At 70.8% G+C, this 20,765-nt stretch carries 19 protein-coding genes; 2 read left to right on the top strand and 17 right to left on the bottom strand.

Translation table 11 applies throughout. From position 1 onward, the window contains the following. Positions 1–4 precede the first annotated feature (4 nt). The gene (hisD, locus tag ACN27F_RS30420; protein ID WP_421438902.1) at positions 5–1,342 is read right to left on the bottom strand and encodes a histidinol dehydrogenase; all 1,338 of its coding nucleotides are present in this window, start codon (positions 1,340–1,342) and stop codon (positions 5–7) included. An 86-nt stretch (positions 1,343–1,428) separates the two neighbouring features. Between hisD and ACN27F_RS30415 the strand changes: the two genes are divergently transcribed. Next, the gene (locus tag ACN27F_RS30415; protein ID WP_421438901.1) at positions 1,429–2,130 is read left to right on the top strand and encodes an LON peptidase substrate-binding domain-containing protein; all 702 of its coding nucleotides are present in this window, start codon (positions 1,429–1,431) and stop codon (positions 2,128–2,130) included. Here ACN27F_RS30415 and ACN27F_RS30410 read toward each other — a convergent pair. Both ACN27F_RS30410 and dnaE read right to left on the bottom strand, forming a co-directional pair. Then, on the bottom strand, positions 2,045–2,842 hold the full coding sequence (locus ACN27F_RS30410; RefSeq protein WP_421438900.1) for a DUF2567 domain-containing protein: 798 nt from the start codon (positions 2,840–2,842) through the stop codon (positions 2,045–2,047). The genes ACN27F_RS30415 and ACN27F_RS30410 overlap by 86 nt on opposite strands. A 29-nt stretch (positions 2,843–2,871) precedes the next feature. After that, complete coding sequence (gene dnaE, locus ACN27F_RS30405) at positions 2,872–6,411, bottom strand: DNA polymerase III subunit alpha (RefSeq protein WP_421438899.1); 3,540 nt, start codon at positions 6,409–6,411, stop codon at positions 2,872–2,874. Between the two features lie 193 nt (positions 6,412–6,604). On the opposite strand from dnaE, the gene ACN27F_RS30400 reads away from it, so the two are divergent. Then, entirely contained in the window at positions 6,605–8,215 is a 1,611-nt protein-coding gene (locus tag ACN27F_RS30400; RefSeq protein ID WP_421438898.1) for a hypothetical protein, read from the top strand. A gap of 9 nt (positions 8,216–8,224) precedes the next feature. Here ACN27F_RS30400 and ACN27F_RS30395 read toward each other — a convergent pair whose 3' ends face one another. The 14 genes from ACN27F_RS30395 to murC all read right to left on the bottom strand — a co-directional run bounded on the left by ACN27F_RS30395 (position 8,225) and on the right by murC (position 20,762). Beyond that, positions 8,225–9,805 (bottom strand): AAA family ATPase, encoded by a 1,581-nt coding sequence (locus ACN27F_RS30395; protein ID WP_421438897.1) that lies wholly within the window; start codon positions 9,803–9,805, stop codon positions 8,225–8,227. 133 nt (positions 9,806–9,938) lie between these two features. Then, entirely contained in the window at positions 9,939–10,871 is a 933-nt protein-coding gene (locus ACN27F_RS30390; protein ID WP_421438896.1) for a hypothetical protein, read from the bottom strand. 34 nt (positions 10,872–10,905) lie between these two features. After that, positions 10,906–11,859, bottom strand: coding sequence for an RluA family pseudouridine synthase (locus ACN27F_RS30385; RefSeq protein ID WP_421438895.1), 954 nt, complete (start codon positions 11,857–11,859; stop codon positions 10,906–10,908). After that, positions 11,859–12,452, bottom strand: coding sequence for a signal peptidase II (lspA, locus tag ACN27F_RS30380; protein ID WP_421440555.1), 594 nt, complete (start codon positions 12,450–12,452; stop codon positions 11,859–11,861). The genes ACN27F_RS30385 and lspA overlap by 1 nt, the downstream gene beginning before the upstream one ends. A gap of 51 nt (positions 12,453–12,503) precedes the next feature. Next, positions 12,504–12,923, bottom strand: coding sequence for a TraR/DksA family transcriptional regulator (locus ACN27F_RS30375; RefSeq protein WP_421438894.1), 420 nt, complete (start codon positions 12,921–12,923; stop codon positions 12,504–12,506). Between the two features lie 346 nt (positions 12,924–13,269). After that, positions 13,270–13,566, bottom strand: coding sequence for a DUF167 domain-containing protein (locus ACN27F_RS30370; RefSeq protein WP_421440553.1), 297 nt, complete (start codon positions 13,564–13,566; stop codon positions 13,270–13,272). A gap of 94 nt (positions 13,567–13,660) precedes the next feature. Next, positions 13,661–14,284, bottom strand: a complete 624-nt coding sequence (locus ACN27F_RS30365) for a hypothetical protein (RefSeq protein WP_421438893.1) — start codon at positions 14,282–14,284, stop codon at positions 13,661–13,663. 51 nt (positions 14,285–14,335) lie between these two features. Then, entirely contained in the window at positions 14,336–15,151 is an 816-nt protein-coding gene (locus tag ACN27F_RS30360) for a DivIVA domain-containing protein (RefSeq protein WP_421438892.1), read from the bottom strand. 40 nt (positions 15,152–15,191) lie between these two features. Next, entirely contained in the window at positions 15,192–15,497 is a 306-nt protein-coding gene (locus ACN27F_RS30355; protein WP_282228229.1) for a YggT family protein, read from the bottom strand. 24 nt (positions 15,498–15,521) lie between these two features. Beyond that, on the bottom strand, positions 15,522–16,223 hold the full coding sequence (locus tag ACN27F_RS30350; protein ID WP_421438891.1) for a cell division protein SepF: 702 nt from the start codon (positions 16,221–16,223) through the stop codon (positions 15,522–15,524). A gap of 185 nt (positions 16,224–16,408) precedes the next feature. Beyond that, positions 16,409–17,137 carry a YggS family pyridoxal phosphate-dependent enzyme gene (locus ACN27F_RS30345; protein ID WP_421438890.1) on the bottom strand — a complete coding sequence of 243 codons (729 nt, stop codon included), beginning with the start codon at positions 17,135–17,137 and terminating at the stop codon, positions 16,409–16,411. 4 nt (positions 17,138–17,141) lie between these two features. Then, complete coding sequence (ftsZ, locus tag ACN27F_RS30340) at positions 17,142–18,254, bottom strand: cell division protein FtsZ (protein ID WP_421438889.1); 1,113 nt, start codon at positions 18,252–18,254, stop codon at positions 17,142–17,144. A gap of 289 nt (positions 18,255–18,543) precedes the next feature. Beyond that, positions 18,544–19,278 carry a cell division protein FtsQ/DivIB gene (locus ACN27F_RS30335; RefSeq protein WP_421438888.1) on the bottom strand — a complete coding sequence of 245 codons (735 nt, stop codon included), beginning with the start codon at positions 19,276–19,278 and terminating at the stop codon, positions 18,544–18,546. Positions 19,279–19,328: 50 nt separating this feature from the next. Then, positions 19,329–20,762: a UDP-N-acetylmuramate--L-alanine ligase gene (gene murC / locus ACN27F_RS30330; protein ID WP_421438887.1), complete on the bottom strand. Its 1,434-nt coding sequence runs from the start codon at positions 20,760–20,762 to the stop codon at positions 19,329–19,331. Positions 20,763–20,765 lie beyond the last annotated feature (3 nt).

Here is a 20,765-nt window from a genome sequence, read left to right as displayed (position 1 = left end):
GCGTTCACGCCGGCACCTGCGGGACGGCCGGGTCGGTGAACCGGGCGCGGACCGCCTGGCCGTGTGCCGGCAGGTTTTCCGCGGTGGCCAGGGTGACCACGTGCGCGGCGACGTCGCGCAACGCGGTGGCGTCGTACTCCACCAGGTGGATGCCACGCAGGAAGGACTGCACCGACAGGCCGGCGGAGTGCCGCGCGCACCCGCCGGTGGGCAGCACGTGGTTGGAGCCGGCGCAGTAGTCACCCAGCGACACCGGCGAGTGGGCGCCGACGAAGACCGCACCGGCGTTGCGTACCCGCAACGCCCACTGCCGGGCGTCGCGGGTCTGGATCTCCAGGTGTTCGGCGGCGTACGCGTCGACCACGGCCAGGCCGGCGGCCAGGTCGTCGACGAGCACGGTGCCGGACTGGTCGCCGCCCAGGGCGGTGGTGATCCGCTCGGCGTGTTTGGTCGCCGGCACCTGGCGGACGAGTTCGGCGTCGACCGCGTCGGCGAGCGCGGTCGACGGGGTGACCAACACGCTGGCCGCCAGCGGGTCGTGCTCGGCCTGGCTGATCAGGTCGGCGGCGACGTGCACCGGATCGGCGGTGTCGTCGGCGAGGATGGCGATCTCGGTCGGGCCGGCCTCGGCGTCGATGCCGACGACTCCGCGCAACAGCCGCTTGGCGGCGGTGACCCAGATGTTGCCCGGTCCGGTGATCACGTCCACGGGCTCGCACCGCTGGTCGCCGTCCGGGCCGGTGGCGGCGCCGTAGCCGAGCATCGCCACCGCCTGGGCACCGCCGACCGCGTACACCTCGTCGACCCCGAGCAGGGCGCAGGCGGCCAGCACCCGGGCGTCGGGCAGACCGTCGTTGTCCCGCTGCGGCGGGCTGGTGACGACCAGCGACCCCACCCCGGCGACCTGGGCCGGGACGACGTTCATCACCACGGTCGACGGGTACATGGCCAGCCCGCCGGGCACGTACAGCCCGACCCGGCCGACCGGCACGAACCGTTCGGTGACGGTGCCACCGGGCACCACCTGGGTGGTCACGTCGGCCCGTCGCTGGTCGGCGTGCACCCGGCGGGTACGCACGATGCACTCGGTCAGCGCGGCCCGTACGTCCGGATCGAGGTCACGCTCGGCGGCGGCGATCGCGTCGGCCGGCACCCGCAGCTGGTGCGGGCTGATCCCGTCGAACCGTTGCGCCGCGTCCCGGATCGCCGGGTAGCCATGCTCGCGTACCGCCTCGACCAGCGGGCGGATCCGCTCGACCGCCGCCGAGACGTCGAGCTGGGCGCGGGGCAGCAGACCGCGCGGGTCGCGCGACCCGCCTCGCAGGTCGATCCGGTTCAACACCCTTGCGAGTCTAGGCGGCTCCCACGCAGCGGACTCGGGCCGTCCAGCCGGCGGGACGGTGAGCGTCGCCACGCTAGGCTCGACCGGTGGGTCAGCGGCTACCGGTCTTTCCGCTCGGGACGGTGCTCTTTCCCGGGCTGGTGTTGCCCCTGCACATCTTCGAGGACCGTTACCGGGAGCTGGTCCGACACCTGACCAGCCTGCCCGAAGGGGTCACCCGCGAGTTCGGTGTGGTGGCCATCCGGCGCGGCTGGGAGGTGTTACCGAGCGCCGGTCCGCCGACGGCGCCGGCACCTACCGCGGTGAGCCTGCACGAGGTCGGCTGTACCGCGGAGCTGCGCCAGGTCACCGAGTTGCCCAACGGCAGGTTCGACATCGTCACCGTCGGCCGGCGCCGGTTCCGGATCACCGACCTGGTCGACGAGCCGACGCCGTACCTGAGCGCCGCGGTGGAGTGGCTGCCGGAGCCGGTTGGCCAGGAGGAGCTGGCCGATCGGCTGGCACCGCAGGTGCTCGCGGTGTTCCGGCAGTATCTGGAGTTGGTGCGCACCGACTCGGCGGACATCACCGAACAGCTGCCGGAGCAGCCGACCGTGCTGTCGCACCTGGTGGCGGCGACCACCGCGCTGACCATCACCGAGCGGCAGGCGCTGCTGGCGGAGCCGGACACGGCACGGCGGCTGCGTACCGAGTTACGGATGCTCAATCGGGAGGTGTCCCTGTTACGCCGGGTGCGGGCGGTGCCGGTTCCGCTGCCGGAGCTCGCGGTGCCGGCGAGTTCGAACTGACCGGCCCGGCACCGGGCCCGGGCACCGCCGGCGGTGGGTCCGCCGGACCACCGGCCGGTTCGGGCTCGACCGGTTCGGGCTCGGGTCGCAGGCTCGGATAGCGCGACCAGCCGGCCAGCATGGTGTACGCCAGGACGGCACCGAAGGCCGGGGCGAGCACCGCACCGGTCCACGCGGGCACCACCCCGAGCCACAGGTCGAAGGCGCCGGCCTGCAGGTCCGGTGGTCGCTGCAGCTGCGCACCCAGTTCCGCGGCGTCGAACGTACGCCGGTAGTCGGCCAGGCCGATCTGGCGGCCGAGCACCCACGCCACCGCCGCCGCGCCGAGCCCACCCAGGCCCACGGCGAACAGCCCGACCGGACCACGCAGCCGGGGCAGCAGCAACCAGATGGCTATTCCGGCCGCGATCCCCAGGCCGAGGCCGAGAAAGGTGAACCAGCCGTCGGCGGCGACGAAGTACTCCGGGTCGCCGCCGCGTACCGCGGCGCCCTGCTCGGTCTTCACCACCGGAACCCACGGTGCCAACATCGACCAGAGCACCCCTAACGGTGCCCCGCCCGCGGTCATCGCCACGACGGTCAGCACCGCCGGACGTGACAGCCGGGCACGCGGACGGGCGGGGCGAGCCGCGGCCGGCACCGACCCGCCCGGCTCCGCACCCCGGTCCGCGCCTGCGTCGTCAGCCGGGCCGGTGTCGGTGGGTGAACTCACCCGGTGATCCTCTCAGGTCCCACGTCGGCTCAGCCGGCCACGGCGGCGGGGCCGAGGAGCGCCTTGAGGTCGGCCATCAGCGCGGTCGTGGGGGCGACCCGGTGCGGGCCGAGGCGCAGCAGGGTGGCGCGGGTGCCGTTGACGAGTTTGACGTGCACCTCGGCGGAGCCGGGGTGGCTGGTGAGCACGTCACGGAGGCTGTCGACCAGGGGTGGGGTGCACCGGGCCGGAGGCAGGGTGATCACGATGGGTTTGATCTCGTCGACGGCGGTGATCTCCGGTACGGACAGGTCCATCGCCATCAGCCGGGGTTGGTCGTCGCGGCGGTCGACCCGGCCCTTCACCACGACTATGGCGTCCTCGGCGATGTACTGGCCGACCAACTCGTAGGTGTTGGGGAAGAACAACACCTCGACCGCGCCGCCGAGGTCTTCCAGGGTGGCCGACGCCCACGCCCGACCCTGTTTGGTGATCCGCCGCTGCACCCCGGACAGGATGCCGGCGAGGTTGACCACGGTGCCGTCGGCGACCGCGCCCTCCTCGGCCAGGGAGGCGATGGACATGTCCGCCGCAGCGGCGAGGACGTGCTCGACGCCGAACAAGGGATGGTCGGAGACGTACAGGCCGAGCATCTCGCGCTCGAAGGTGAGCAGGTCGGTCTTGTCCCACTCGCCGTCGGGGATCGGCGGGGTGACCACCATCGCTTGCCCGCCACCGGCCGGGTCGGCGGCGCCGAACGCGTCGCCGAACAGGTCGTACTGGCCGACCGCCTCGTTGCGTTTGAGGTCCATGAACGAGTCGATCGCGTCGGCGTGCACGGTCAGCAGCCCTTTGCGGGTGTGCCCGAGGGAGTCGAAGGCACCGGCCTTGATCAGCGATTCGATGGTGCGCTTGTTGCAGGCGACCGCTTCGACCTTGCGCAGGAAGTCGTAGAAGTCGGTGTAGGCGTCCTTGTCCCGGCGGGCCCGGGCGATCGCGTCGACCACGTTGGTGCCGACGTTACGCACCGCGGCGAGGCCGAACCGGATGTCCTCACCGACGGCGGTGAACCGGGCGCCGGAGGCGTTGACGTCCGGCGGCAGCACCTTGATCTTCATCCGGCGGCACTCGGCCAGATAGACCGCGGCCTTGTCCTTGTCGTCACCGACGCTGGTCAGCAGCGCGGCCATGTACTCGGCCGGATAGTTCGCCTTCAGGTAGGCGGTCCAGTACGACACGAGTCCGTAGCCGGCGGTGTGCGCCTTGTTGAACGCGTAGTCGGAGAACGGGACCAGGATGTCCCACAGCGTCTTGATCGCCTCGTCGGAGTAGCCGTTGTCCCGCATGCCCTGCGAGAACGGCACGTACTCCTTGTCCAGGATCTCCTTCTTCTTCTTGCCCATCGCCCGACGCAGCAGGTCCGCGGCGCCGAGGGTGTAGCCGGCCAACTGCTGGGCGATCGCCATGACCTGTTCCTGGTAGACGATCAGGCCGTAGGTGTCACCCAGGATGTCGGCCAACGGTTCGGCGAGCTCGGGGTGGATCGGCACCACCGGCTTGCGGTTGTTCTTGCGGTCGGCGTACTCGTTGTGCGCGTTCGCACCCATCGGACCCGGCCGGTACAGGGCCAGAACCGCGGAGATGTCCTCGAAGTTGTCCGGCACCATCGAGCGCAGCAGCGAGCGCATCGGCCCGCCGTCGAGCTGGAACACCCCGAGCGTGTCACCACGGGCCAGCAACTCGTAGGCGCGCTTGTCGTCCAGCGGCAGGTCCTCCAGCACCAGGTCGAGGCTCCGGTTGCCCTTGATGCCGGCCAGGCAGTCGTCCATCACGGTGAGGTTGCGCAGGCCGAGGAAGTCCATCTTCAGCAGGCCGATGGACTCACAGGCGCCCATGTCCCACTGGGTGATGATCGCGCCGTCCTGCTCCCGCTTCTGGATCGGCAGCACGTCGACCAGCGGGTCGCGGGACAGGATCACCCCGGCGGCGTGCACCCCCCACTGCCGCTTCAACCCCTCCAGGCCCTTGGCCGTGTCGACGATCTTGCGGACCTCGCCGTCGGACTCGTACAGCTGGCGGAACTCCACCGCTTCGGGGTAGCGGGGGTGCTTGGCGTCGAAGATGCCGGTCAGCGGGATGTCCTTGCCCATCACCGGCGGCGGCATCGCCTTGGTGATCCGGTCACCCATCGCGAACGGATAGCCCAGCACCCGGGCCGCGTCCTTGATCGCCGCTTTCGCCTTGATCGTGCCGTAGGTGATGATCTGTGCGACCCGTTCCTCGCCGTACCGCTCGGTCGCGTACCGGATCATGTCACCGCGACGACGCTCGTCGAAGTCCATGTCGATATCCGGCATCGACACCCGGTCCGGGTTCAGGAACCGCTCGAACAGCAGGCCGTGCGGGATCGGGTCCAACTCGGTGATGCCCAAGGCGTACGCGATCAGCGCGCCGGCCGCCGAGCCACGGCCCGGGCCGACCCGGATCCCTTCCCGTTTCGCGTACGCCACCAGGTCCGCGGTCACCAGGAAGTACCCCGGGAAGCCCATCTTGATGATCACGTCGAGTTCGTACTCGGCCTGCCGGCGGTGCCCCTCCGGGGCACCGCCGGGAAAGCGGTGCTCCAGCCCGCGCATCACCTCGGCGCGCAGGAACGACTCCTCGGTCTCCCCGGCCGGCACCGGGAACTGCGGCATCAGGTCCCGCGAGCCGAACAACGCGGAATAGTCGCCGATCCGCTCGGCGATCTCGAGGGTGTTGTCACACGCCCCCGGCACCTCCGAATCCCACAGTTTTCGCATCTCCTCCGGTGACTTCAGATAGAAGTCCCGGGCGTCGAACTTGAACCGCTTCGGATCCGCCATCGTCGAGCCCGACTGTACGCACAGCAACACCTCGTGCGCTTCCGCGTCCCGCTCATGCGTGTAATGCAGATCATTCGTCGCGATCGGCTTCAGATTCAACCTTTTGCCGAGCCGGATCAGATCGGCCCTGACTCGATTTTCGATGTCCAGACCGTGGTCCATCAACTCCAGATAAAAATTGTCCGGCCCGAAGATGTCCCGGAACTCCGCCGCCGACGCGCACGCCTTGTCGAAATCGCCGATCCGCAACCACGTCTGCACCTCGCCCGACGGGCACCCGGTCGTCGCGATGATCCCCTTACCGTAGGACTGCAGCAGCTCACGGTCCGCCCGCGGCTTGTAGAAGTAGCCCTCCAGGCTGGACCGCGACCCCAACCGGAACAGGTTACGCAGCCCGTCCGCATCCGCCGCCAGCATCGTCATGTGGGTATAGGCCCCACCACCGGAGACGTCGTTCTCCCCACCGTCGGCCCACCGCACCCGGGTCCGGTCCCGTCGATCCGTACCCGGCGTGAGATACGCCTCCAAACCGATGATCGGCTTGACACCGGCACCCGTCGCCTGCTTGAAAAAATCGTACGCACCGAACAGATTGCCGTGGTCGGTCATCGCCAGCGCCGGCATGTCCAGCCGGTTCGCCTCGGCGAACAACTCCTTCAGCCGGGCCGCACCGTCGAGCATCGAATACTCCGTGTGCACATGGAGGTGCACGAACGAATCGGACACCGGCCGCCCCCTTCTCCGTCCCGGCTACGACCAAACGACCCTATCCCGGTCGCCTCGGTTGGCCGCCGGCGGCGCGCGGGGCCAACTCGTCACCAGGCGGCAATCCACCCAACTCACCCCATCGTCGCACCGCCGGTCCGGCGGATCACGACAGAATGCAGCATTGTCACTACGTAAGGTTTACGGTCGCTGTGTGACCGAGGGAAACGGACCGCGCAACCGCCGCTTCCGGCGATCCGGGATCACCGTCGGGCGACACCCCCGGGTGCTCGGGATCGCCATCGAAGGTCTGGTGAGTCTGGGTGTCGCGGCCGGGTTCCTGGCCTGGAGCCGCACCATCGACGTCGACCCCCTCGACCGCAAGGGTCAGGTCAGTGGTTTGGCGGCGCTGCAGTTGCGGTTCACGATGGTGGCGGCGGCGCTGGTCGTGGCACTGGTCGTGGCGCACCGACTACTCGGTGCGACGACGCAGGCGTACGCCGTACGGGCCGGCTGTGCCGCCGTCGCCGGCCTCGCGTCCGGCCTGATCGCCGGCGGCATCGACGTGGCGCTGCGCGGCACCCGGCTGTCGCTGTGGGCCGGTGGCGGCGACTACCAGTGGATCCTCGACTGGACCGCCCGGCTGTGGCGGGGCGAGGACATCTCCGACCATTACCCGCCGGTCGTCTTCTGGCTGATCGGCGGCTGGGCCCGGCTGACCGACGAACCGTTGATCTTCGCACTCAAGGATCTCCAACTGGCCGGCACCGCGCTGTTCGGCCCAGCGGCCTACCTGGCGTGGCGTCTGGTGCTGCGCCCAGTGTCGGCACTGGCCATCGGCGTGGTCGCGATGCTCCCGCTGATCGAACCCGTCAAGCCGTACCCGCAGCTCACCCTGGTGATACTGGTCCCGGTACTGGTCCGGTATCTGGACACCGCCCGGCACGTCGACCGACTCCGGTTGCCCCGTGCGGTGGGCTACGGCGCACTCGCCGGTGCCGGGCTGGGCATGCTGTTCCTGCTCTACTCGGGTTGGTTCGTGTGGTGTGCCGGCGGAGTGTTGCTGACGATCGCCCTGCTGGCTCCCTGGCGACGCGGCTGGCGACAGCTGGCGGCCTACGGCGGCGCGACGATGGTCACCTTCGTGCTGGTCGCCTGGGTTCATCTGCGCGGGCTGCTCGCGCCCACCGGTGGCACCTCAGACGACTACTTCTACTTCGACACCGACACCGAGCCGACGTACATCGCGATGTGGCGCAACGACCGCCCGGCCGACGTGGGTGAGGTCTGGCCGCCGCTCGGGGAACTCGGCGGGGTCGGCGTGTTCACCCTGCTGCTCGCCGCCGGGCTCGGTGTGGCGATCGCGCTGGGTTGGCGACGCACCATCGTCGTCGCCGTGGGCGCCTGCGCGGCCAGCGCCTGGTTCCTGCGGATGTGGCTGGCCAGCGAACAGTGGCAGACCCAGACCGTACGGCTCTACCCGCGCACCACCGCCGTGGTGCTCTACTGTCTGCTGGTGCTCGCCGGCTTCGGGATCCTGCTCGCCGTCCGGGCCGGGCAGCGGGCCGGGCCGACGGCCGCGCAGCGCCCTCGTATCGCACCGGTGGGCCTGCTGCTCATCCCGTTGCTGTTCGTACTCGCCTCGGCCGGCTCGGCCACCGTCGACCGGTACCTGCCGGACGGGCGTACCGACCACACCGGCTACTTCGCCTGGGTGGCGCACCTGCAGCCGTACCCGGACGGACGCTGCTCGCGGTGGGGTGCGCGACACGGCTGCCAGCCGGCCACCGACCCGCCGGCCACCAGCAGCCCACCCGCCGATTGACCGCGTCGGCTAGCGGACGAACGGCTCCAGCATGACCGACGCCGCCTGCAGCCAGGCCTGACGGGTCTCCGGCTGCAACTGCACATACTCGATCGACGAACCGGTCTCCAGCGCCGGGTCGTACGGCACCACCGCGACCGCGCGGGTCCGGGTCGCGAAGTGCTGGCGCAGGTCCTCCAGCAGCGGTGCCGGCCCGGGGCTCGGGCAGGACAGCAGGGTGACCGCGTTCTCCACCAGGTCCCCCATGCCGACGTCGTCGAGCAGGTCGAGCATCCAGTCGGCGGTGAACGCCGCGTCCTCGCGCGGCACGCAGGTCACCACCAGCTGATCGGCCGCCTGCAGCACGGTCTGCCAGTTGGCGCTCTCCACGTTGTTGCCGGTATCCACGCAGATGACATCGTGGGTGCGACGCAGCAGCTCCAGCACCCGCCGGACGGTCTGTGGATCGAGTCGCTGGGCGAACCGTGGGCTCTCCTCGCCGGCCAACACGTCGTACGAGCCGTCGGAGGCGTGCCGCAGGTAATCGTCGAGCCGGTCGGTCAGCTCGTACCCGTGCGCCGCCTCGATCCCCACCAGGTCGGAGACGAGATGACGGATGGTACGGGCGTGCCGGGCGCTACCGGCGCGCAACCCCAACGTGCCGCGCAGTTCGTTGTCGTCCCAGGCCAGCACCCCACGGCCACGGACGCTACCGATGGTCGCGGCGGCCAGCACGGTGGCGGTTGTCTTGTGCACGCCGCCCTTGGGGTTGGCGAAGGCCAGCACCCGAGGGATCCCGAGGTTACGCCGAAGCACGCCGGCCGCCCGATCGACATCCGCGTCCGGCCGGCTTTCGCGCCACTCGATCCGGGCCGGATAGCCGCCGGACTCGGCGCCTGCCGTGCGGTAGGTTGGCTCAGGTCCGGGTCCAGGTCCGCCGGGGTAGGGCGGGTCAGGTGCGCCCGGGTACCCGCCGGGTTGCGCCGGGTACGGCGGCTCGGACTGCGGCGGGTACGGCGGCTCGGACTGCGGCGGGTACGGCGGCTCGGACTGCGGCGGGTATGTCGGCTCGGACTGCGGCGGTGCCGGTGCCGGGTAGCTTCCCCGGTCGGGCCCCGGACCTGGCATCACCGGATAGCTCGGTGCGTATCCGCCCGGAGCCGTCGGCGCGGGGGCCAGGGCGGAGTAGCGGCCGGCCGCCGGACTCGGCGGCGGCAACGGTGACCGTGGCTCGGGCGGATAGCCCGGATCGCCCGCGCCGGGTGGATAGCCCTGGTCGGATGGATAGCCCGGCCCAGCCCGGTAGCCTGGCTCCGGCGGGTAGCCCTGGTCGTAGTAGCCCTGGTCGGGTGGATAACCCTGGTCGGGTGGATAGCCCTGGTCCGGCCGGTAGCCGGGAACCGGCGCCGATCCGTTCGCCGTCGATGCCGTCCCCCGGGCAGCGTCCGGTCCGCCACGGGCTCCGTCGCGCGGCCCCGGACCGACGCCGTTGCGCTGCGCGACCTCAGGCTGCTCGCCGGTACGACCACCGAGTCGCGCACGGTCGAGCAGCGCCCGCCAGCGCGGCGCTGGTTCCGCCGGCCGGCCCCAGCCGGTCTCGGTGCCGTCCACGGCTCACCCTCCCAGCGCTATCGGTCCCCGCCTGACAGGCTACGAAGCAAAACCTGTTCAGGCCACAGGGCAAGGCTATTGAATGCCCAGACGCAACATCTGCGCCGGTGCCCGCCGCCCAGCACCCGGAAAGTCACCCGGTGCTGGTCTCGACGGCACCCGGGGTAGCGTACGGAACAGGTGGCCGTCCGGTTGATCCCGGCCCGGCCGCCGGTGCGTCCGACATGCCCGGCGGCAGCCCGGCACTGGTCAACGCCGCCGCCCCGGTCGGCACCACCTGGTCGTACTCGGGCAGCGGCGGCAGGAAGACCGCGCGGTCCAGCCGGCGTACCTCGGGTGCGGGGTCGACCGCCCGGATCTCGACCTGCCCGGCGAGCGTCCGCAGAGCCGCCGGCGAGCCCTGCACCACCGCCGCGTACACGCAGGCGCAATGTGCCCGGTACGCTTCGGCCTCGGCGGTGGCCACCCGGGCCGCGGCGTCGTACGCCGTCCAGAGGTCCAGTTCAGCCGCCCGGCCGAGCTCCGCCGCCCGCCGACGGTAGTCGCGGGCTTCCCGGCTCTTGCGTTCGGCTACCTGGTCCATCCCTGTCAGCACGTCCGCCGGCAGCCCGAAGGCCGGCATCCGGACCACCTGGGTCGGGGTCCGCCGCAACGGCACCCGGGTGTAGACCTCCACGACCGATACTCCGGACAGGACCGCGGCGAGCCGTTGCGGTGGCAGGTAGTCGGTGAGCGTGACCAACGCGTAGGTGCCGGTGACCGGACCGGACGACGTATCGTCATTGGACATCGCGGCGAGCTCGCTCCGGACGGCCTGCAGGTAGTCGGGGATGGACTCGCCCTCGGCGACGCCGACCCGGACCACGTCGTCCATTGTCCGCACCCCGGTGACCCGTCCATGATCGGCTGCCCACACCGCGGTGACCAGCACCGCGCTGACCGACAGCAGCACGACCGCACCAAGTAGCTGTGGCCGCACCGGTCGCTGGGCGAACCGGGCCACGGCGTCGGCCAGCAACGGCAGCAGCCTCCTGTCGATCTGCCGCAGCAGGTCGCCGGCACGCACGGTCGACTCCCCTTTCCCGCGGCAGGCCGCGAGCTCACTCGCCGAGCACGGCCAAGGCCCGCCTCAGATCGTCAGGGTAGTCGCTGTGGAAGCGAACTTCTTCCGCCGTACGGGGGTGTAGGAAACTGAGCGCACGGGCATGCAACCACTGCCGGGTCAGACCGAGCCGGGCGGCGAGTGTCGGATCGGCACCGTACGTCAGGTCACCCACACAGGGGTGGCGCAGCGCTGAGAAGTGCACCCGGATCTGGTGTGTCCGGCCGGTCTCCAGGCGGACATCGACCAGGCTGGCCGCGGGAAACGCCTCGATGGTCTCGTAGTGGGTGATGCTCGGCTTGCCCCCGGACACCACCGCCCACCGGTAGTCATGCGTGGGGTGGCGGTCGATCGGCGCGTCGACGGTCCCGCGTAACGGATCGAGATGCCCCTGCACCACCGCGTGGTAACGCTTGTCGACCTCGCGGTACTTGAACGCCCGTTTCAACGTCGAGTACGCCCGCTCACTCTTGGCCACCACCATCAGGCCGCTGGTGCCGACATCGAGCCGGTGCACGATGCCCTGGCGTTCGGCGGCGCCGCTGGTGGCGACGGTGTGACCGGCGGCGGCCAGACCGCTGAGCACCGTCGGACCGGTCCACCCGGGGCTGGGGTGGGCGGCGACCCCGACCGGTTTGTCGACCACCACGATGTCCTCGTCGGCGTGGACCACCCGCAGGCCGTCCACCGGCTGGGCGACGATTCCGGCCGGCGGCGGCGCCGGCGCGGGCAGCACCACCTCCAGCCACGCACCGGCGCTGACCCGGTCGGACTTGCCCCGTGGCACCCCGTCGACCGCGGCGTCACCGGCCTCGACCAGGGCCGCGGCCGCCGTACGGGAGAGTCCGAACAGCCGGGAGACGGCCTGGTCGAGCCGGTGGCCGTCGAGGCCGTCAGGGATCGGCAAGGCCCGCCGGCCGCCGACGGTGCCGAGTCCGGTGGGCTGACTCATCACTGGCCTCCTGCGGTCAGCCGCCGGCCATCGCGCTGGCGACCGGTCAGTTCCAGCAGTACGGCGAGCGCGACCCCGACGACCAACGCGCTGTCGGCGGCATTGAAAATGGGAAAGACCTGCCCGCGCGGGTGGAACACGCTGAACATGTCCACCACGTGTCCGAGAAACGGGCCGGGCGCCCGGAACACACGGTCCAGCAAGTTGCCGAGCGCACCGCCGAGGATGAGACCGAGAGCGACCGCCCACGGAACCGAGCGCAGCCCTCTGGCCAGCCACCCGATCCACCCCACGACCACGACGGTGACCAGCGGGAAAATCCAGGTGTAGCCGGAACCGAGGTTGAACGCGGCGCCGCTGTTGCGGATCAGGGTGAGGTACAGCGCACCGCCGAGCAGCCGGACCGGCTCGCGATCGGCCAGCAGGCTCAGCGCCACCTGTTTGGTGCCGAGGTCGACGAGCAGCACCAGGACGGCGACCACCGCCAGGACCCGCGACGCGTGCCGACCGGCCGGCCGCGCCGCCGGGTCGGCGGTGCCGGCGTCAGGTGCCGGCACGCCCGGCTTCCGGTCCACCTCCCGATCCGCGGACAGCGGCCTCTCCCTTCCGTCACGGGAGCGACCGTGCACGTCGGCGCCGCAACGCTAACGTCGCTCCTCAATCTGCTTGCAGGCCACGCAGAGAGTCGCCGAGGGAAAGGCCGCGAGCCGTTCGACCGGGATGTCCGTGCCGCACCGCTCGCACCAGCCGTAGTTGCCCTCCCGCAACCGCTCCAGCGCCCGCTCCACCTGGTTGATGCGCTCCAGGATGCTCTTGGCGAGGGAGATCTCCTGTTCCCGCTCGAACGTCTTGGTGCCGGTGTCGGCCTGGTCGTCGCCCGCCGAGTCGGTCAGCCGTTCCCGTTGCAGCTCGGTGATCTCGCTCAACGTCTGATCATACTCGGTACGCAACTCGTCCCAGCGGGCCTGCAGCGCGGACTGGATCTTGGCAGTCTCGGCGGCACTACGCGCCGTCCGTCCGGCCGGCCGGCGGGCGGCGGTCTTCGTCTCAGCTGACTTCGCCATCGTCGCTCCCTCAGCCGCGCCCAGCAGCGCGGCGGTCGGCGGTGCCTGTCTGGGATCCCTGCGGCGCTGGCAGCTGGAACGGGTCGCGGCGACCGGCCGCACCCGGGTGTTCCCGGTACGACCTGTTCGCTGCTTCCGTCACCGTGGCCATGCTGCTCCCAAAGCACAAAACGGGTGTACAACAGATCCGTTGCACACTCCGGAGAACCGCAAGGATACGGAACGTGAAGACATCCGACAACAACGGCGCACCACAGCACGCCGAATACCACGATTGTCCCACCGAGACCCAATAGGACAGATAAACCCCGATATAATGAAATATATTGGAGCGCTCAGCCAGCGCTCAGCCAGCGCGCAGTTGGTCGAGCCGGTCGGAGAGTCGCCGTGTCCCCGCCGGGTCACCCGGGTCCACCGCGACGACGAACAGTTTGTCGCGGCTACCGGCTCCGGTCCGCAGCGACACCCGCCGAGGGGCTACGTCCAGTGCCGCGGCCAGCGCGCGGCGGGCGGCCTCGGTGGCCCGGCCGTCCACCGGCGGCGCCGTCACGGCGACGACCAGCGCCGGGCCGTGTACGCCGGGGTGGCTCCCACCGACTCGGCCACGTGCGGCGGCTGGTTTCACCCGGACCGCGATCACCAGATCGACCGCGACCTCGCCCGTGTTCGGGCGGGCCGGGCGGCGGGCATCCGGGCGGGCCGGGCGGCGGGACTCGGAGGGTGACACGGGTGCCCGGTCAGACCCGACCGGACTCGGCGAGCAGCACGCTGTTCGGCTCGCACAGGCTGCACGGAGTGAACCCCAGTTCGATCGCCTCGCGTACCGGCAGCGCTTCACCCTGCCGGGCGAGCAGATGTACACAGACCGCCCGGTGGTACCTGGGACGGCCGTCCACCACGACCACCTCGGCGTCGATGCGTGCTACCAGGGCGGCGTCCACCTCGCTGGTCTCCTCGGCGGCGGGCTCGTCCGGTGGATCCTCGTCGGCGGTGTCGGCTCCGGCGGTGTCGACGCTGGCGGTGTCGACGCTGGCGGGCGGATCGTCGAGCGCGACGCGTCGACCGGCGTCGACCGGTTCATCGGCCGTCGGCGGCAGCTGATCGGACCCGTACCACGCGGATCGGTCCGACTCCGTCGCTGCCACGGTGGTGTCACGCTCGCGCCAGCCGCCGGCGGTCGTGCCGGGCTCGGCACCGGCTGATCGCGCCGTCGCCGCCTGCCGGGCACCCACCACCAACGCGACCGCCGCCAGCAGACTGGCCACGATCGAGCCGACCAGCAACGCGCTGGATCCGCCGACCAGGCCGAGTACGAGCAGCGTGACAGCGACGAGGATGAGCAACAGGCTTGCGACTATCACGGCTCACCCCCGCCGCATCGTTGCTGGTCGGCCCCCCGTACAGGCAGGGCTTCAGCGTCCCGCCTCGAGTGCGCTGGACCGGCCACCGCCGTAGGAACCGGCCAGACCGGCAGCGGCCAGACCGCCGGAACCGCTGGCGGAACGACCGCCCTCGCCTCCCCGACCCATCTCGGCCTCCAGTCCCTGGCCGCGGCCGTCCAGGTCACGCAACTGGCTCTCCAGGTAGGCCTTGAGCCGGGTGCGGTACTCACGCTCGAACTGCTTGAGCTCCTCGATGTGCTTCTGCAGTGCGGTGCGCTTCGCGTCCAGACCACCCATCGCCTCCTGGTGACGCTGGCGGGCATCACGCTCGAGGGCGTCAGCCTTGGCCCGGGCCTCACGGGTGACCTCCTCGGCCTTGGTGCGCGCGTCGGAGAGCAGCTTGTCCGCCTCGCGCCGGGCGTCGGAGAGGTGGTCGTCGGCGGTGCGCTGGGCCATCATCAGCACCCGCAACGCCTGCTGCTCACCGTCGCCGCCGACGCCGCCGACGCCCGGCGGGCCCCCGGTCGACCTGACCTGCTCGAGCTCGGCCTGCATCGCGCGTGCCGCCTGCTCAGCGGCGGCCTTGTCCCGCTGGATGCGGTCGAGCTGCGCCTTGAGGTCGTTGAGCTCGGCGGCCATCCGTGGATCGGCACCTGGTCCGGGCGGTCCACCCCGACCGCCGCGCTCCACCTGGGCGCGCAGCTCGTTGTTCTCCTCGATCAGACGGGCGAGCTCACGCTCGACCTCGTCCAGGAAGGCGTCGACCTCCTCCTCGTCATACCCCCGCTTGCCTATCGGGGGCTTCTTGAAGGCGACGTTGTGGACGTCGGCCGGGGTTAGCGGCATCGAAACTCCTCGGGTCAGTTGCGGCCGCGTAGCGCGCCGGTCAGTTGGTTGCCCTGATCAGCGGCTCCACCACGAACGTGATCAGCACGAACAGGATAACCAGGAGCACAAGGGAGGCCAGGTCGAAGCTCACGGTACCAATTCGCAGTGGTGGGATCACCCGCCTCAACGCCTTAAGGGGGGGATCAGTGACGCTCCACACCGATTCCATTCCTGCGGCGGCGCCGCGCCCCGGCTGCCAGCGCCGCCCGTACTGCAGCACCGCGCTCAGGACGAACCTCGCCAACAGGGTGAGCAGAAAGACGTACAGAAGCAGATACAGGACTTGGAACAAGATCGACAACACGGCAGACAAGGTCCTCGGTCAGGGCTAGCTCAAGCTAAAAAACCCACCCTCGGCAATCTTGGCCTTGTCCTCCGCGGTGACCTGGACGTTGGCCGGCGAGAGTAGGAACACGCGGTTGGTCACCCGCTCGATGGTACCGCGCAGACCGAACGCCAGACCGGCAGCGAAATCAACCAGACGGCGGGCATCCGCCTCGTCCATCTCGGTGAGGTTGATGATCACCGGAGTGCCGTCGCGGAAGTGCTCACCGATCGTGCGGGCCTCCCGGTAGGTCGTCGGGTGCAGTGTGGTGATCTGGTACCGCTGCTCTTCCTCGGCGACCACCACCCGCTCCCGGACCACCGGTTGCGGTGCCAACGCCAGGTTGTCCCGGGTCGGGAAGGCGGCGGCCGGCGCGGCGTCGTTGCCGGTTCGGGTGATGGAACGCACACTGGACCGCTCGACCCGATCGCCGTCGGCCGATTCGGTTTCGCGTTCCGCGAGTCGTCGCTCACGTTCAGCGACCCGTGCGTGCAACCGGTCCGACGGACGTAGCCGTTCCACGGTACGGGCGCGTGGTGGCGGCTCGTCCGGTTCCTCGTCGTCGGCGAACTCGTCGACGTACCTGCTGTCGCGATACCGCGACTCACGATATCCGCCCTTGTCGTACGCATCGTCGTCGTAGCCCCGGTCGTCGTCCTCCTCGACCAGGCCCAGCCAGACCCCCGCTTTGCGCAGTGCACCCATGCCGCGCCCCTCCGTCCGCCGTGCGGCACGCGCCCCCGTGCGTGCCGCTGTCGCGCGTGAACACTGCAGTGCCCACCGGTCCGGAACACCTCTCCTGGCCTGCGGCACATGGGCCCCAGGCGTCGACCCCCGACGACAGGGGAGGGCCCGAACAACACTGATGTAGTTTGGTGTCCGCCGCCAGGCTACCGTAGCCTTGGTCGGTTTCCGAGCAAGGCACTGCCGATCCGCACCTGTGTCGCGCCGTTCGCGATCGCCTCCGCCAGGTCGCCACTCATCCCGGCAGAGATCGCGCACGCCCCGGACACCTGCGCGGTGAGCTGCGCGGACACCTGAGCCAATCGGGCGAACGCCGGCCCGGCCGGCTGCTCACTCGGGGCCACCGCCATCACTCCGTCGAGTCGCAATCCGGACTCGGCCAGAACCGCCTCGACCACCGGCCAGAAGCCGTGCTCGGGATCCGCCGAGGAGGGCAGCGCCCCGCCCCGGCCGGTCGCCCCGTCCAGACTGACCTGGATCAGGACTGCGAGCGGGCGATCCCGCAGCCGACCGGCCGCCGTGCCGAGCGCCCGGGCCAGCGAGACCCGGTCCACCGACTGCACCACATCGGCGTAGCCGGCCACCGACCGGCACTTGTTGCGCTGCAGCTGGCCGATGAAGTGCCAGCGCAGCGGCGGCATGGCGGAGTCCGTACGCAGCTCGGCCGCTTTCGGCGCGGCCTCCTGGTCACGGTTCTCCCCGATGTCGGTGACGCCGAGCTCGGCCAGCAGCCGCACGTCTGTCGCCGGGTAGGTCTTGGTCACCGCGATCAGCGTGATGCCCGCCGGATCGCGGCCGGCGGTGGCTGCCGCCGAGGCCAGCCGGGCGCGGACCCGGGTCAGGTTGTCCGCGAGCTCCGCCCGCCGGTCGGTCATCCGGTCAGGAGCCGTTCTTCAGGAAATCCGGCACGTCGACGTCGTCGAAGAGCACCCGCCGCGATGGCGGGGTGGGCGGTGTGGGTGCCGGCTGCGCCGGCGGTACGGCCGGGCCGGTAGGCGCCGCCGGCGAGACCGGATTGCGCGACTCGGCCGGCTTGTACGCCGGAGCCCCGCCGTCGAACCCGGCGGCGATGACGGTCACCCGTACCTCGTCGCCCAGCGCGTCGTCGATCACCGCCCCGAAGATGATGTTGGCGTCGGCATGGGCCGCGTCGGTGACCAGCTGAGCCGCGTCGTTGATCTCGAACAGCCCGAGGTCGGAGCCACCGGCGATGGACAGCAGCACGCCACGGGCACCGTCCATGCTCTGTTCCAGCAGCGGGCTGGAGATGGCCGCCTCGGCCGCCTCGACCGCCCGGTTCTCGCCACGGGCGCTGCCGATACCCATCAACGCGCTGCCCGCACCGCTCATCACGCTCTTGACGTCGGCGAAGTCCAGGTTGATCAGACCTGGCGTGGTGATCAGATCGGTGATCCCCTGCACACCGGAGAGCAGCACCTGGTCCGCCTGACGGAACGCGTCCATCATGCTGATCCCCCGGTCGCCGAGCGCGAGCAGCCGGTCGTTGGGGATGACGATCAGGGTGTCGCACTGGTTACGCAGCTCCTCGATCCCGGCCTCGGCCTGGACCTGCCGCCGCTTGCCCTCGAAGGAGAACGGCCGGGTGACCACGCCGATGGTCAGCGCACCGAGCTTGCGGGCGATGTTGGCGACCACCGGTGCCCCGCCGGTGCCGGTGCCGCCACCCTCGCCGCAGGTCACGAAGACCATGTCCGCGCCCTTGAGAACCTCTTCGATCTCGTCGCGGTGGTCCTCGGCGGCGTTCTTGCCGACGTCCGGATTGGCACCGGCACCGAGCCCTCGGGTCAGCTCCCGGCCGACGTCGAGCTTGACGTCGGCATCGCTCATCAGCAACGCCTGGGCGTCGGTGTTGATCGCGATGAACTCCACGCCCTTGAGGCCGACCTCGATCATCCGGTTGACGGCGTTGACGCCGCCGCCGCCAATGCCGACGACCTTGATGACCGCCAGGTAGTTGTGCGGAGGTGTCATCGGGGTGCCTTCCCTTCGAGATCGGCGGGCGCCGGCCTGACCTGACCCGAGTGGGACCACGGAGGACAGACCCTAGGTGCACGAGAGCGAGGGCGGAACCCTCACCCTCTACTAGAGGCTTAGGGTTATGTCAACCACTGAACCTCTCGGGGCAACGTATGCGCACGTACGGCGCGATCCAAGGACCACGACGGCGTGTCGCCCGCAGGGCCGGACTGAGCCGACTGCGGCACACCGTAATGTACCTTCTGGGCCGACCCGTCCTGAAATCACGCGGATGCCCCGCGGGTCAGCGGATCGTCACCACGTCCGGGGCGCTCACGTCGATGACGTTCCCCTCCTGGTCCAGCAGCGCGTCCGCCACCTGCGCCTTCACCGGGTTCTCCGTGGCGTCGCCCCAGATCACCCGCCGGTCGTCGGTCAGCCGCAACTCGATCGCGGACGGACCGGCGACCTCCAGCGCGACCAGCGCCTCGCGCAGCTTGGCGGTCAGCGCGTCGAGTACCGCGACGGCATCGCGCACCAACGCCTGATCGACCTCGGGCGTGGCCAGCTGGATCAGCGGCAACTCCGCCGGCCGCACGGCCACCTCCTGGAACGCCACACCGGCGGCGTCGACCACGACGAAGCTGTCCGACCGCGGCACCACCGCGGCCGGTACCCGTTCCACCACGGTGATCACGAGTGTACGCGGCCAGTCACGGCTGACCACCACCCGCTCCACCGCGGGCAGGCCGGCGACCCGGCCGGCCACCTCCGCCGGATCCACCCTGGCCAGCGGTACGCCCAGCGGCACGTCCGCCACCTGGCGTACCTCTTGCTCGCTGGCCACGGCCGTGCCGGTGACCCGCACCTGGCGCACTCCGAACAGCGACGTGGCCGACACCACCCACCAGCCGAGCACGGTCACCACGACGAGCCCGGCCACGAGTGCCCATGGCAGGGCGGCACGCAGCCGCCGCTGGCGGGCCCGGCGCATGAAGCGTCGCGCCGAGGCGGGTACCGCGTCACGGCCGGCCCGCACCAGCCGCCACCGCCGGGTCCGGGCTGTCGCGCCCGGACCGGACGGCGGCGTCACGCCGCCCCGGGCGCCGCAGTATCCAACGCGGCCAGCAACTCGTCGCCGAGCAACGAGATCGGTGGCGCGCCCATCGTCACCACCAGGTCTCCCGGCCGCGCCCGGCGCACCACCTCCGCCGATACGTCCGGCCAGGACGGGACGAAGACCTTCCGCTCGTCCGGCAACGGCACCGCCGCGGTCAGCGCCACCCCGCCCTGGCCCGGCTCGCGCAACTCGCCGGGGCCGAACACCTCCATGACGACGACCTCGTCCGCGATCGCCAGTGCGGCGGCGAGCTCGGCCTGCAGATCGCGGGTCCGGTAGACCCGGTACGGCTGGAAGACCACCACCAGGCGGCCGTCGCCGGCCACCTCCCGCATGGTCCGCAGCGCGGCGGTCATCGACGTCGGGTGGTACGCGTACTCGTCGTAGACGGTGACTCCGGCGGCCGTACCCTTGCGCTCGAACCGACGGCGCACCCCGGGAAACGCGCCGAGCGCGGTCACCGCCGCGCCGTAGGGCAGACCGAGCCGCACCGCGGTGAGCACCGCCGCGGCACTGTTGAGTCCGAGGTGGCGCCCGGGCACCGGCAGCCGGATCTCGCCCAGCGGTTCGCCGTCCAGGGTGGCCAGATAGCGCACCCCCCGGGCGTCCGAGGAGATCGCCGACAGCCGCAGGTCGGCATCGGCGGACTCGCCGTAGGTGTGGACCGTGCGTCCCTCGTCGCGCAGCGACTCGGTCAGTTGTCGGGTGCCGGCGTCGTCGGCGCAGGTCACCACGAATCCGTCCGGGTCGGTCAGCCGGGCGAACTCGGCGAACCCGGCGGCGAGCCCGGCGAGGTCACCGTACGTGTTCAGGTGATCGGCGTCGATGTTCGTGACGATCGACACGTGTGGACGGTAGAGCAGGAACGACCGGTCGCTCTCATCGGCCTCGGCGACGAAGTAGTCGCCCGTACCGTGCTGGGCGCTGAAGCCGACCTCGGAGATCTCCCCGCCGATGACGAAGGACGGATCCTGCCCGGCCTGCTGCAAGGTCAGGGTGACCATGGATGTCGTCGTGGTCTTGCCGTGCGTACCGGCGACGGCGATCGTCCGCCGGCCGGTCATCGCGGCGGCCAGCGCCTCGGAGCGGTGCAGCACCCGCAGCCCACGCTCGCGGGCGGTGGCCAGCTCCACATGGTCGGCGGGAATCGCGGTCGAGTAGACGACCGTGTCCACCCCGTCCAGGTTGGCCGCCTGATGGCTGGCGTGGATGGTGCCGCCGAGGGCCCGCAGCCCGGCCAAGGACGGCCAGTCATGCAGCTCGCTACCGGTCACCGGGATGCCGCGGGTGAGCAGCAGCCGGGCCAGCCCGCTCATGCCGACCCCGCCGATGCCGATCAGATGGACGGTGCCCAGGTCCTCTGCGGTGAGCGTGCCGGCCGGCGCGAACTCGGTGGTGTTCACATG

This window comes from Solwaraspora sp. WMMB335 (genome assembly GCF_049179075.1).
Classification (GTDB): Bacteria; Actinomycetota; Actinomycetes; order Mycobacteriales; family Micromonosporaceae; genus Micromonospora_E.
This window is presented reverse-complemented; position numbering and strand designations above follow the sequence as displayed.